The following is a 14,103-nucleotide window of genomic DNA, read 5'->3' on the forward strand; positions in this document are numbered from 1 at the left end:
CGACAGATCGCATGTTCTGCCGAAGACCTTCAGTGATGCAATCGCGAGCAGGCTCGCTCCCACAGGGGATCCGGGTCTTCACAAAATCTGTGATTCGCACCGGACACTGTAGGAGCGAGCCTGCTCGCGATAGCTATTTCAGGCGCACATCAACGGAAGCGATCAACCTCGGAACGCAAGTCCGCCGCCAGTTTCTCAAGCTCCTTGGCGGTCACGGCCAGGTTGGAAACCACTTCACGCTGCTCGCTGTTGGCCAACGCAATACTTTGCAGGTTGCTGCTGAGCAACGTCGCGGTGCTGCTCTGCTCCTGCGTCGCCGTGGTGATCGCTGCAAACTGCTGCCCCGCCGAACGGCTCTGCTCGTCAATCCGCGCCAGCGCAGATGCCACGTTGGCGTTGCGCGACAGGCCTTCCTGCATCAGCACATTGCCCTGCTCCATGGTGCTGATCGCGTTGCCGGTTTCCTGCTGAATGCTCTGGATCATGCCGGAGATTTCATCGGTCGCCTGACGAGTACGCGACGCGAGGTTACGCACCTCATCCGCCACCACCGCAAAGCCGCGACCTTGCTCGCCCGCACGCGCCGCTTCGATGGCCGCGTTGAGCGCCAGCAGGTTGGTCTGCTCGGCAATCGAGGTAATTACGCTGACGATGCCACCGATTTCCTGGGAACGCTGACCAAGCGTGTTGATCACGGTGGCGGTGGTGTTCAGCGCGCCGGCGATTTGCTCCAGAGAGGACGAAGCCTCTTCCATCGAGCTGCGACCAATCTGCGTTTGTTGCGCGTTTTCCTGAGCCAGACGCTGGGTGGCGCCCATGTTGTCGGCGATGTCCAGCGAGGTGGCGCTGAATTCTTCAACCGCGCCGGCCATGCTGGTGATCTCGCCGGATTGCTGCTCCATGCCTTCGTAAGCGCCGCCGGACAAACCGGAGAGCGCCTGCGCGCGGCGGTTGACCTCTTCCGAGGAGCGGCGGATGTGCTCGACCATGGTCGACAACGCCTGGCTCATCTGGTTGAACGCGCGGGACAGTTGACCGATTTCGTCGTTGCTCGACACGTTCAGACGCACGCTCAGATCCCCGGCGCCCAAGGCTTCGGCCTGACGCACCAGATCACTCAACGGTGCCAATTTGCTTCGCAGCAACCACACCACCGAACCGACCGCCAACAGCATCGCCAGCAAACTGCCGATGGCCAGTTGCGTACCCACGCTCCAGGTCACCGCACGGATTTCGGCTTTCGGCATGCTCGCCACGACCGCCCACGGCCCACCGTCGAACGGCACCGAAACGCTGTAGAAATCTTCAGCCTTGTCGCTCCAGAACTGGCCTTTGCCCGGGGTTTTGGCCAGGCCGCCAATCACCGTAACCGCCTGATCCAATGCTTGTACGCCCGCCGGGGCAACCAGCCATTTGTTTTGCTCATCCAGCAGCGCCAACGAGCCGGTCTGGCCGATACGGAAGCGCTTGAGGTTGTCGAACTGGGCGTTCTGCGCGTCGGTGTAGTCGAAGCCGACAAACAGCACCGCGATCACCTTGCCGCTGCTATCACGCACCGGGGTGTATTGAGTCATGTAGGAACGATCAAACAACAGGGCGCGACCGACATAACCCTGGCCCGCCATCAATTTCGCATAGGCCGGGTGAGCGTGATCAAGCAAGGTGCCGATGGCGCGAGTACCGTCCTGTTTGGTCAGGGAGGTGCTGACACGGACAAAGTCTTCGCCACTGCGCACGAACAGCGTGGCGACACCAGCAGTCATCTGCTTGAACTCGTCGACTTCCTTGAAGTTGTTGTTCAGCACTTCGCTGCCCAGGTGCAGGCCCGGTGTCTGGGTGCCTGCCACGCTCACGGGCTCACTCGGGTGAATGCTCAAACCTGCGCTGAAGCGCTTCTCGAACAGCCCGCTCAGGCGCTGGGTGCTTTCACGCAGCGTACCGTGGAAGGTGCTCAGTTGGTCGGCGAGCAGACGCGCCTCACTGGCCAAGTGCTCTTCACGGGTGGCGAGGTTGGCTGTATCCAGCGAACGCAGGGCGAACACCGTACTGCCGCTGATGACAATCGCCAGTATCACGGCGAGCGCGAGACCCAGCTGTGAGGCGATCCGAGCGCGAGGTTGAGACATGGACAGCTCCTGGCCGAACTTGCCGATCCTCCTTGATCGCAGCTCGGATAATTTTCTAATGGGGGTGAATCCTGGATACCGGCACGACGGTTCCACATGCACGTATTCGGCGGCAAAACCGAATACTTGAGCGAACAGCAGGGTTATGGCACAAGGCCGGCATTGTGACGGCTCGATCGTTTCAGCTCAAGCGCGTGACGGCCGGCAGCGCCATGGCGCGGACTTCGCCTTGCAGGAAGTCACTGAGGCGGCGCAAACGTTCACCTCCCGGCCGGGTTTTTGGCCACACCAGATAATAATTCAGTCCACTGGCGACGGCGGTGGGCCACGGCAGACTCAAACGTCCCTGCGCGACATCCTCGGCGACCATCAACAGATCGCCCATCGACACGCCGTAACCGCGCGCCGCTGCAATCATCCCCAACTCCAGCGTATCGAACACCTGGCCGCCCTTGAGCGACACCTGATCAGAAAGCCCCATATGCTCCAGCCAACTGCGCCAATCACGGCGATCCGGAGTGGGATGGAGCAATTCGGCGGACGCCAGACGCGCCACGTCCCATGGCTGGTCATTCAGCAGGTTGGGCGCGCCCACCGGGATCAGCTCTTCGGGAAACAGCAGGCTGGCCTCCCAGTCCGGCGGAAAATGGCCGTCGCTGAGTAACACGGCGCAGTCAAAGGGCTCATCGTTGAAGTCCACCGAGTCCACGTCCATCCAGGCACTGGTCAATTGCACTTCGTTACCCGGCTGCAAATGACGAAAGCGACTGAGGCGCGCCAGCAGCCAGCGCATGGTCAGAGTCGACGGGGCTTTCATGCGCAGGATGTCGTCCTCTGCGCGCAAGGTGTTGCAGGCGCGCTCAAGGGCAGTGAAGCCTTCACGGATGCCCGGCAGCAGCATGCGCGCCGACTCGGTGAGTTGCAGATTGCGCCCGCTGCGGTGAAACAAGCGGCAGGCGAAATGTTCCTCTAGCGTACGAATGTGCCGGCTCACCGCGCTCTGGGTGATCGACAGCTCCTCGGCCGCGCGAGTGAACGAACTGTGCCGCGCCGCCGCTTCAAATGCGCGCAGGGCATACAAAGGAGGAAGACGACGAGACATTCGGAAAGCTCCTATAGCGGGATGCGGCCAACTTATCAGAATCTGTTCAGGATGAGTTTTAATCATGCAACCCATCCTTTTTATCCCTTTGTGCATTCCCTGCCAAGCGCCGAGAATCGACGCTCTCCTGTTCCCTCTATTGATGAGTGGTGAAGACCATGCAGCATCCTGTGCGTACCGAACTCTGGGCCATCCTGCGGCTGTCGGGGCCGTTGATTGCTTCACAGTTGGCGCACATGTTGATGGTGCTGACCGACACCGTGATGATGGCGCGCATCAGCCCCGAAGCGCTGGCCGGCGGCGGCTTGGGCGCGGCAACTTATTCGTTCGTGTCGATTTTCTGCATCGGCGTGATTGCCGCGGTCGGCACCCTGGTGGCGATCCGTAAGGGCGCCGGCGACATCATTGGCGCCGCCCGCCTGACCCAAGCGGGATTGTGGCTGGCATGGCTGATGGCGCTGGGCGCAGGCTTGCTGCTGTGGAACCTGAAACCGGTGTTGCTGCTGTTCGGCCAGACCGAAACCAACGTCATCGCTGCCGGGCAATTTCTGATCGCCCTGCCCTTCGCCCTGCCCGGCTATCTGAGCTTCATGGCACTGCGCGGTTTCACCAGTGCGATTGGCCGGGCGACGCCAGTGATGGTGATCAGCCTTGCTGGCACGGTGGCCAACTTCCTGCTCAATTACGCGCTGATTACCGGCATGTTCGGCCTGCCGAAACTGGGTTTGATGGGCATCGGGCTGGTGACGGCGATCGTCGCCAACTGCATGGCGCTCGCGTTGGCCTGGCACATTCGCCGGCATCGCGCATATGACGCGTATCCGTTGCGCGCCGGCCTGTCGCGGCCGAACCGGCAATACCTCAAGGAACTCTGGCGGCTCGGTCTGCCGATTGGTGGCACTTACGCGGTGGAAGTCGGGTTGTTCGCCTTCGCGGCGTTGTGCATGGGCACCATGGGCAGCACGCAAATGGGCGCGCACCAGATTGCCCTGCAGATCGTTTCGGTGGCATTCATGGTGCCGGCGGGGATGTCGTACGCGATCACCATGCGTGTCGGCCAGCATTACGGCGCCGGTCAGTTGCTGGATGCACGCATGTCCGGCCGGGTCGGCATCGCTTTCGGCGCGGTGATGATGGTGGGTTTTGCGATGGTGTTCTGGCTGCTGCCGAATCAATTGGTCGGATTGTTTCTCGATCACAACGATCCGGCGTTTGCCGAAGTGATCCGCCTGGCGGTCAGTCTGTTGGCAGTGGCGGCGTGGTTCGAGTTGTTCGACGGTACACAGACGATTGCCATGGGCTGCATCCGTGGGCTCAAGGATGCCAAAACCACGTTTCTGGTCGGGCTCGGGTGCTATTGGCTGATCGGCGCACCGGCGGCGTGGTGGATGGCGTTCCACCTGAACTGGGGACCGACGGGTGTCTGGTGGGGCTTGGCGTTGGGGCTGGCGTTTGCGGCGGTGAGCCTGACGCTGGCGTTTGAATGGAAGATGAAGCGGATGATTCGGCGTGAGCCTGCGTCATCCAATCAATACACAGTCGCCCAGACCGACTGAGATCCCTTGTAGGAGAGAGCCTTTGTGGCGTGGGGATTTATCCCCGATGGGTGGCGAAGCCGCCCCAAAACCGGTAGCTGGGGTTTATCAGATGTATCCAGTGCTATGGTCTTGCGACTGCTTCGCAGCCGATCGGGGATAAATCCCCTCGCCACAATGTTGTTCCAAATTGAGTTATGGAGTTAGCTCACGACTTCCAGGGCTGGATGCTGACTCGAACCAAACGTCAGGTACTCCACCAGCTCCGCCAACGGCAGCGGCTTGCTGATCAGGTACCCCTGCACCTGATCGCAACCAAAGCCACGCAGCAGATCCAGTTGCTCCGGGGTTTCCACCCCTTCGGCGACCACTTCCAGATGCAGGTTGTGCGCGAGGTTGATCATCGCGTGCACCAGTTTGCGGTTCTCTTCGCGCTGCTCCATGCCGCCCACGAAACTCTTGTCGATCTTCAGCAAAGTGATCGGCAAGCTATTCAAGTGCACGAACGACGAAAACCCGGTGCCGAAGTCATCCAGCGAAAAACGCACGCCGAGGCGGCCGAGGGCGTCCATGGTCTGTTTGACCAGATCACTGCGGCGCATCACAGCGGTTTCGGTCAGTTCGAATTCCAGCCACTGCGCCTCGACGCCACGCTCGGCAATCAACCGGCTGAGCGTCGGCAGCAACTGGCTGTCCTGAAACTGGCGGAACGACAGGTTGATCGCCATGTGCAACGCCGGCAGCCCGCGCTCACGCAAAGCCTGCATATCGCGCAGGGCCCGGGAAATCACCCAGTAACCCAGCGGCACGATCAGACCGCTCTGCTCGGCCAGCGGCACGAATTCGCTCGGCGGCAGCAGACCGCGTTCGCCGTGACGCCAGCGCACCAAGGCTTCGAGGCCGACGATCTGGCCGTCCTCAAGATTCAGACGTGGCTGGTAATGCAGCTCCAGCTCATCGCGACGCAAGGCCCGGCGCAGCTCGCTTTCGAGGTCGGCCATGCTCCGCGCGTTGCGGTTGATGCGTTCGTTGAAGATATGAAAGGTGCAGCCCTGGGTGCTTTTGGCCTGCTGCATGGCGATGTGCGCGTGCCACATCAGTGGGTCGGCGCCACCCTGTGCGCGGGCATGGGCGATGCCGAGGCTGGAGCCGATCAGCAGGCTTTCGCCATCGACCCAGTAAGGTTCGGCCAGGGCTTCGGTAATGCGTTCGGCCATCCACTCGGCGCGTTGCGGCGCGCGGCGGGTGTCGATCAGCAGGGCGAATTCATCGCTGCCCAACCGCGCCAGTTGATCGCCGGCCTCGAGCTGACTCTTCAGCCGTGCGACGACTTGCAGAATCAAGCGGTCGCCGGCCTGATGACCGAGGGCGTCGTTAGCGTGGCGGAAGTTATCGAGATCAAGATGCCCGAGCGCAAGGCCCCGGCCGTCGTTTTCCGCGAGGCGCGCCGCCAGCAAGGTCTGAAAACCCTGGCGGTTGGCGATGCCGGTCAGCGGGTCTTGTTCGGCGAGGCGTTGCAGGGTGTTTTCCAGCACGCCGCGTTCGCGCACATGGCGCAGGCAACGGCGGAGCATGTCGGCGTCGAGGGCGTCGAACACCAGCCAGTCGCTGACGCCAACGGGCGCGGTGGCCGGCTCGTGATCCAGCAGCAACACCGTCGGCAAACTGCAACGGCCCGGCGCGGGTTGCAATGCGGGAAGGGTCAACAGCACCGCGTGGCGGTTGTCTTCGAACAAACTGCTGACCGACTCCCAGTTCGGCGCGCTGATCAGCACTGCCGCGCTCCCCATCGGAGCCAGACACTCGCGCAATAACGCTGTCCACGCTGGCTCTTCGGCCAGTAGCAGCAAACGCAAGGGTTCGACAGGCGTAGACAAGCTAGCTCCCTAGACTCTGCAATGATGTGGGCGGGGCATTATGCCGTTGCGCTGTTCAATGACCAAATGACAACGGTTATCAAAACGTTATTTTGTGTCACGAATGAGAACATTAGCCGCAAAATCTCCACGCATCCTGCGTGAAAGTAACAAAACCGGCAAATTTGAATCGCGTGGTGCGTCACAAGTCGGACAGAGCAGCACAAATCGCTGAGCCTGTTAAAATGCCGGCCCATTTCGTCAACGACTCCCGAATTTTCGTATGTCCCGACTCAATCCCCGGCAGCAAGAAGCCGTGAACTACGTCGGCGGCCCTCTATTGGTGCTCGCCGGTGCTGGCTCCGGCAAGACCAGCGTGATCACGCGCAAAATCGCGCACCTGATCCAGAACTGCGGCATCCGCGCCCAGTACATCGTCGCCATGACCTTTACCAACAAGGCCGCGCGCGAGATGAAGGAACGGGTCGGCACCCTGCTGCGTGCCGGCGAAGGACGCGGCCTGACGGTCTGCACCTTCCACAACCTGGGCCTGAACATCATCCGCAAGGAACACGTGCGCCTGGGCTACAAACCCGGTTTCTCGATCTTTGACGAGACGGATGTCAAGGCGCTGATGACCGACATCATGCAGAAGGAATACGCGGGCGACGACGGCGTCGACGAGATCAAGAACATGATCGGCGCCTGGAAAAACGACCTGATCCTGCCGCCTCAGGCGCTGGAAAACGCGCGTAACCCGAAAGAGCAGACCGCTGCCATCGTCTACACCCACTATCAGCGCACGCTCAAGGCGTTCAACGCGGTGGACTTCGACGACCTGATCCTGCTGCCGGTAAAACTCTTCGAAGAGCACGCCGACATTCTCGAAAAGTGGCAGAACAAGGTTCGCTATCTGCTCGTCGACGAATACCAGGACACCAACGCCAGCCAATACCTGCTGGTGAAAATGCTCATCGGCAAGCGCAATCAATTCACCGTGGTGGGCGACGACGACCAGTCGATCTACGCCTGGCGCGGCGCACGGCCGGAAAACCTGATGCTGCTCAAGGACGACTATCCGTCCCTGAAAGTGGTGATGCTGGAGCAAAACTACCGCTCCACCAGCCGCATCCTGCGTTGCGCCAACGTGCTGATCTCGAACAATCCGCACGAATTCGAAAAGCAGCTGTGGAGTGAGATGGGCCACGGTGACGAGATCCGCGTGATCCGCTGCCGCAACGAGGACGCCGAAGCCGAGCGCGTGGCCATGGAAATCCTCAGCCTGCACTTGCGCACCGACCGGCCGTACAGCGATTTTGCGATCCTCTATCGCGGTAACTACCAGGCCAAACTGATCGAGCTGAAGTTGCAGCATCACCAGGTGCCTTATCGCCTGAGCGGCGGCAACAGCTTCTTCGGCCGCCAGGAAGTGAAGGACCTGATGGCCTACTTCCGCCTGATCGTGAACCCGGACGACGACAATGCCTTCCTGCGGGTGATCAACGTGCCGCGCCGCGAGATCGGCTCGACCACCCTGGAAAAACTCGGCAACTACGCCACCGAACGCAAGATCTCGATGTACGCCGCCACCGACGAAATCGGTCTGGGCGAGCATCTGGACAGTCGTTTCACCGATCGCCTGTCGCGCTTCAAGCGCTTCATGGACAAGGTCCGGGAGCAGTGCGCCGGCGAAGACCCGATCTCGGCGCTGCGCAGCATGGTCATGGACATCGACTACGAGAACTGGCTGCGCACCAACAGCTCCAGCGACAAGGCTGCCGATTACCGGATGAGCAACGTCTGGTTCCTGATCGAGGCGTTGAAAAACACCCTCGAGAAGGACGAAGAAGGCGAAATGACCGTCGAGGATGCCATCGGCAAACTGGTCCTGCGCGACATGCTGGAACGTCAGCAGGAAGAAGAGGACGGCGCCGAAGGCGTACAGATGATGACCCTGCATGCGTCCAAGGGTCTGGAATTCCCTTACGTGTTCATCATGGGCATGGAAGAGGAAATCCTCCCGCACCGCTCCAGCATCGAAGCCGACACCATCGAAGAGGAGCGCCGCCTGGCTTACGTGGGCATCACCCGCGCGCGTCAGACCCTGGCCTTCACCTTCGCCGCCAAGCGCAAGCAGTACGGCGAGATCATCGATTGCGCGCCGAGCCGCTTCCTCGATGAGCTGCCGCCGGACGATCTGGCGTGGGAAGGCAACGACGACACACCGACCGAAGTCAAAGCCGTGCGCGGCAACAACGCATTGGCCGATATACGCGCGATGTTAAAGCGCTAGAATTGACCACTTTTTACTAGACCTTCGGCGCACAAAGCGCCAAATGAGGACAGCTTCATGGAAGCATTGCACCAGAAAATCCGCGAACAAGGCATCGTGCTTTCCGACCAGGTCCTGAAGGTCGACGCCTTCCTGAACCACCAGATCGACCCGGCCCTGATGAAGCTGATCGGCGACGAATTCGCCTCGCTGTTCAAGGACTCGGGCATCACCAAGATCGTCACCATCGAAGCTTCGGGCATTGCCCCGGCGATCATGACCGGTCTGAACCTCGGCGTGCCGGTGATCTTCGCCCGCAAGCAACAGTCCCTGACCCTGACCGAAAACCTGCTGTCGGCGACCGTTTATTCGTTCACCAAAAAGACCGAAAGCACCGTGGCCATCTCCCCGCGTCACCTGACCAGCAGCGACCGCGTGCTAATCATCGACGACTTTTTGGCCAACGGTAAGGCGTCCCAGGCGCTGATCTCGATCATCAAGCAGGCTGGCGCCACCGTCGCCGGCCTGGGCATCGTCATCGAGAAATCGTTCCAGGGCGGCCGCGCCGAGCTGGATTCGCAGGGTTATCGCGTTGAGTCGCTGGCGCGCGTTAAATCGCTGAAGGATGGCGTTGTAACCTTCATCGAATAAACCCCGCATTACCCCTGTAGGAGTGAGCCTGCTCGCGATCGCTTAGTGTCAATCAACCATTTCGGTGACTGATACACCGCTATCGCGAGCAGGCTCACTCCTACCGTTGTTTTGGGGTGGGCAGTTATTGCGCGGTGGCCTTCAGGCCGGTGAGCAGCAGGCGTTGGAACAAGTCTTCCTTCAGGCCCTCTGGATTCGTCAGCTGCATCCGCTCCAGATGCTCCGGATACAACGAAGCTTCCGGCGCATCCAGCGCGGCCTTGCCCAGCTCCAGAATCTCGGTCAGCTTGAACTTGCTCTTGAGCCAGTTCAGCGCTCGCAACACATCCCGCTCGATCACCGTGAAATCACAGCCCAGCGGATATTCCGGAAACAGGTTCGGATGCCGCGCGGCAATCGCCTGCAAGCGTTGCGGCGTGTTCTCGGCAAAACGCGGATCGATGCGGAAATCCTTCGGCAGTTTGCCAACCTTCTGCGCCTGCTCGATGAGCCCCGACTGGAAGCGTGAGTCGCTGATATTCAACAATGCCTCGATCACCGCCGCGTCGGTTTTGCCGCGCAGATCGGCAATGCCGTACTCGGTGACAACGATGTCGCGCAGGTGCCTAGGGATCGTGCAATGGCCATATTCCCAGACGATGTTCGAACTGACGTCACCGCCGGATTCGCGCCAACTGCGCAGGATCAGAACCGAGCGCGCATCGTTCAGCGCATGGCCCTGGGCAACAAAGTTGTACTGCCCGCCGACGCCGCTGAGCACCCGCCCGTCTTCCAGTTGGTCCGCCACGCCTGCGCCAAGCAACGTCATGGTGAACACGGTGTTGATGAAACGCGCATCAAGGCGCTGCAAGCGCTTCAACTCTTCCTGACCGTACAGCTCGTTGATGTAGCTGATGCGGGTCATGTTGAATTCGAGGCGTTTGTCCTGCGGCAGCTCGCGCAGGCGCTCGTAAAAACTGCGCGGGCCGAGGAAGAAACCGCCGTGCACCGAGATGCCGTCAGTCTGCGCGGCCTCGTCGAGGGTGCCGGCGTTGGCCTGTTCCTGAGTCGGCACGTCGGGGTAAACCTTGCGCCGGATAATCCCTGCATCCGCCAGCACCAGAAGGCCGTTGACGAACATTTCGCTGCAACCGTAAAGCCCTTTGGCGAACGGCGCGGTGCCGCCCTCGCGCTCGATCAGTTGCGCCCACTGGCTGAGGTTCACGTCGGCGAGTAACGCTTGATACCCGGCGTTATCGGCTTGGCGCGCCAGCAATGCGGCGGTCAGCGCATCGCCCATCGAGCCGATGCCGATCTGCAACGTACCGCCATCGCGCACCAGGGTGCTGGCGTGCAGACCGATGAAATGGTCTTGAAAACCGACCGGCATATTCGGCGTGGAAAACAGCGTGCTGCTGTCCTTTTCGTCGATCAGCAGGTCGAAGGTGTCGATATCAACCTCGGCATCGCCGGGCATGTACGGCAGATCGGTGTGCACCTGGCCGACCAGCAGAATGGTCTCCCCGGCGTCACGGCGCTTGGCGATCATCGGCAACAGGTCGAGGGTGATGTCCGGGTTGCAGCTCAGGCTCAGACGGTCGGGATGTTCGCTGCTGCTGGCGAGCAGTTGCGCCACGAGATTCAGACCGGCGGCGTTGATATCGCGGGCGGCGTGGCTGTAATTGCTGCTGACGTAATCCTGCTGGGCCGGCGCGCTGTGAAGCAGGCTGCCGGGCTGCATGAAGAACTGCTGAATGCGGATGTTGGCGGGCAGGGTGTCGCGTTGCAGGTCGGCGAGGAAATCGAATTCCGGGTAATCGCCGAAGACGCGCTCGACGAAGGGCTCGATAAAGCGCTTCTGCAAGCCATCGCCCAAACTCGGCCGACCGAGGCACAGAGCGGTGTACATCGTCAGTTGCCGCTCAGGCAGCTCTTTGACGCGCCGGTACAGCGCGTTGACGAAGTGGTTGGGTTTGCCCAACCCCAGCGGCAAGCCCATGTGGATATGCGCCGGCAACCGCGCGAGCACGTCGTCCACTGCCTGTTCGATCGAACACAACTGCACCATCTGAAGCCTCCCGCCCGTTCCGTGAATAGAGGTAGACCGAGATTGCCTCGACTTTGCTGCAAAGGACAGCCCAAGCCGTGAATCGCAGGCACAAAAAAACCGTCCGAAGACGGTTTTTTTCGTCAGAAGCGCGCCTTACTTCAGGCCGGACATCTTCTCGATTGCGCCCTTCAGATCGGCGTCGGTGCAATCGGCACAGGTGCCTTTTGGCGGCATGGCGTTGATGCCAGTGATGGCCTTGGCCAGGATGCCGTCGAGGCCGCCCTGGTGATCGGCACGTTCTTTCCAGGCGGCGGTGTCACCGATTTTCGGCGCGCCCAACAGACCGGAGCCATGGCAAGCGTTGCAATGTTTGGCAATCACTTCGTCCGGGGTTTTCGCACCGCCGCCACCGCCGGCGGTCGCTACCACTTCCATCCCTTTGCATTCCTGACCCTGAACGCACACCTGGCCGACAGGCTCAAGGCGTTTGGCAATGTCGTCATTCGTCGCAGCTTGAGCGCTGACAGCCCAGAGGGCCAGTACGGTTGCTGGTGCGGCCAGCATTTTCATAATTAGGTTCACGCGTTCACCCTCAATGGTGGCTATTCACGCCTGCGGCCACGGTTCGCAGGCGGGCGCAAGTATAGCGGGTAGCCCGCCACTCTGAAACAACCCCATAGACAAAGGGGTTATACCGCGCTGTGGAAAAACGGTTCGGATGCCTTCGTCGTTATGGCTTGGCGTCTCTTTGTTTAAAAATTTGCCGGTGTTGCTGCGCTGATTAGCCGCGCCGGAGTATCGAACGGATTACGGAATCGATGCGGCTTGGTACTTTCAAAATAGTAGCTGTCGCCGGCTTCGAGAATAAAAGTTTCCACACCCACCACCAACTCCAGACGACCTTCCACCAGAATCCCGGTTTCCTCGCCCTCATGGGTAAGCATTTCTTCGCCAGTATCGGCGCCCGGCGGGTAGATTTCGTTGAGGAACGCGATGGCCCGGCTCGGGTGCGCGCGGCCGACCAGTTTCATGGTCACGGCGCCGTCGGAAATGTCGATCAGCTCGTTGGCCTTGTAGACGATCTGGGTCGGTTTTTCCTGCAGGATTTCTTCGGAAAAGAACTCGACCATGGACATGGGAATCCCGCCAAGAACCTTCCTCAGCGAACTGATCGAAGGGCTGACGCTATTCTTTTCGATCATCGAAATGGTGCTGTTGGTGACGCCCGCGCGCTTGGCGAGTTCACGCTGGGAAAGCCCTTTGAGCTTGCGGATCGATTGCAGTCGTTCACCGACGTCCAAGGCTGGAGCCTCCTGATATTGTAGAAATATTGAGCGTTATCATGGCGACAGCGTTCAGTATTTACAACACATGGGCTCCGTAGCGGCCTCAAGCCTCGGAATAGAGCCTTGGCACTCGACGCAGGTTGCAGAAAATCTGATACGGAATGGTGTCCGCCCACTTCGCCACTTCGCTGGCGAGGATGTTTTTGCCCCACAGCTCGACGGTCGAACCCAATCCGGCTTCCGGTACATCGGTCAGGTCGATGCAGAGCATGTCCATCGACACGCGGCCGATGATGCGACTTCGTTGGCCAGCCACCAGTACCGGCGTGCCGGTCGGTGCCTGGCGCGGGTAGCCATCCGCGTATCCCATGGCAACCACGCCGATGCGCATCGGTTTGTCGGTGATGAATTTGGCACCGTAGCCAACGGGCTCACCGGCGGGTAATTCGCGTACGCAGATGACTTTCGATTCGAGCGTCATCACCGGTTGCAGGCGCTCGGCCACGGCGCTGGCTTCTTCGAACGGCGTCGCGCCGTAAAGCATGATCCCCGGACGCACCCAATCGCTATGAATTTGCGGCCAACCAAGCACGGCCGGCGAGTTGCGCAGACTGACCTCGGCGGCCAAACCCTGACGCGCCGCTTCAAATACCGCCACCTGATCGGCGCTGCTCTGCTCGTGCAATTCATCGGCACGGGCGAAGTGACTCATCAGCACTATCTTCGCCACTTTGCCGCTGGCCAGCAGCCGTTGATACGCCGCTGGATAATCTTTCGGATGCAGACCGACGCGATGCATGCCCGAATCAAGCTTAAGCCACACGGTGATTGGCTTACTCAGCGCCGCCTGCTCGATCGCTTCGAGCTGCCACAGCGAATGCACCACGCACCAGAAATCATGCTCGACGATCAGCGCCAGCTCATCGGCCTCGAAAATCCCTTCAAGCAACAACACCGGAGCCTTGATGCCGGCAGCACGCAGTTCCAACGCTTCTTCGATGCAGGCCACGGCAAAACCGTCAGCCTCGGCTTCCAGCGCCTGGGCACAACGCACGGCACCATGGCCGTAAGCATCGGCCTTGATCACTGCCAGCGCCTTGGCACCGGTGACTTCGCGGGCAATTCGGTAGTTGTGACGCAGGGCTTGGAGGTCGATCAGGGCACGGGCAGGACGCATGGCGGCAGACTTCTAGGCGGTCATGGGAAGAAAAACCGGCGCTGGCTGACGGCGTGAACCGCCAACAGC

10 protein-coding genes are annotated in these 14,103 nt (G+C 60.6%); 3 read left to right on the forward strand and 7 right to left on the reverse strand.

The window, feature by feature from the left end; genetic code table 11:
* Window positions 1-149: 149 nt before the first annotated feature.
* Entirely contained in the window at window positions 150-2,126 is a 1,977-nt protein-coding gene (locus tag ACA074_RS27340; RefSeq protein WP_401264613.1) for a methyl-accepting chemotaxis protein, read from the reverse strand.
* A gap of 181 nt (window positions 2,127-2,307) precedes the next feature.
* Window positions 2,308-3,228, reverse strand: coding sequence for a LysR substrate-binding domain-containing protein (locus ACA074_RS27345; RefSeq protein WP_187680366.1), 921 nt, complete (start codon window positions 3,226-3,228; stop codon window positions 2,308-2,310).
* A gap of 158 nt (window positions 3,229-3,386) precedes the next feature.
* On the opposite strand from ACA074_RS27345, the gene ACA074_RS27350 reads away from it, so the two are divergent.
* Entirely contained in the window at window positions 3,387-4,784 is a 1,398-nt protein-coding gene (locus tag ACA074_RS27350) for a NorM family multidrug efflux MATE transporter (RefSeq protein WP_497678132.1), read from the forward strand.
* A 182-nt stretch (window positions 4,785-4,966) separates the two neighbouring features.
* Here the strand turns inward: ACA074_RS27350 and ACA074_RS27355 are convergent, their stop codons facing one another.
* A complete protein-coding gene (locus tag ACA074_RS27355) occupies window positions 4,967-6,640 on the reverse strand; it encodes a putative bifunctional diguanylate cyclase/phosphodiesterase (RefSeq protein ID WP_187680364.1) in 1,674 nt (557 codons plus the stop codon).
* Window positions 6,641-6,902: 262 nt separating this feature from the next.
* Between ACA074_RS27355 and rep the strand changes: the two genes are divergently transcribed.
* Together rep and ACA074_RS27365 are read left to right on the forward strand one after the other, a co-directional pair.
* Window positions 6,903-8,912 (forward strand): DNA helicase Rep, encoded by a 2,010-nt coding sequence (gene rep, locus ACA074_RS27360; protein WP_038359196.1) that lies wholly within the window; start codon window positions 6,903-6,905, stop codon window positions 8,910-8,912.
* Between the two features lie 57 nt (window positions 8,913-8,969).
* The gene (locus tag ACA074_RS27365; protein WP_007920398.1) at window positions 8,970-9,542 is read left to right on the forward strand and encodes a xanthine phosphoribosyltransferase; all 573 of its coding nucleotides are present in this window, start codon (window positions 8,970-8,972) and stop codon (window positions 9,540-9,542) included.
* Window positions 9,543-9,666: 124 nt separating this feature from the next.
* Here the strand turns inward: ACA074_RS27365 and ACA074_RS27370 are convergent, their stop codons facing one another.
* From ACA074_RS27370 to alr, 4 genes are all read right to left on the reverse strand, one after another.
* Window positions 9,667-11,589, reverse strand: a complete 1,923-nt coding sequence (locus tag ACA074_RS27370; RefSeq protein ID WP_497678133.1) for an acetyl-CoA hydrolase/transferase C-terminal domain-containing protein — start codon at window positions 11,587-11,589, stop codon at window positions 9,667-9,669.
* 135 nt (window positions 11,590-11,724) lie between these two features.
* Window positions 11,725-12,141, reverse strand: a complete 417-nt coding sequence (locus ACA074_RS27375; RefSeq protein WP_497679352.1) for a c-type cytochrome — start codon at window positions 12,139-12,141, stop codon at window positions 11,725-11,727.
* Between the two features lie 182 nt (window positions 12,142-12,323).
* Window positions 12,324-12,872, reverse strand: a complete 549-nt coding sequence (locus tag ACA074_RS27380) for a cupin domain-containing protein (protein ID WP_187680362.1) — start codon at window positions 12,870-12,872, stop codon at window positions 12,324-12,326.
* Window positions 12,873-12,960: 88 nt separating this feature from the next.
* Window positions 12,961-14,034 (reverse strand): alanine racemase, encoded by a 1,074-nt coding sequence (gene alr, locus ACA074_RS27385; RefSeq protein WP_401271967.1) that lies wholly within the window; start codon window positions 14,032-14,034, stop codon window positions 12,961-12,963.
* Between the last annotated feature and the right edge of the window lie 69 nt (window positions 14,035-14,103).

Source organism: Pseudomonas sp. LBUM1655 (assembly GCF_059716085.1).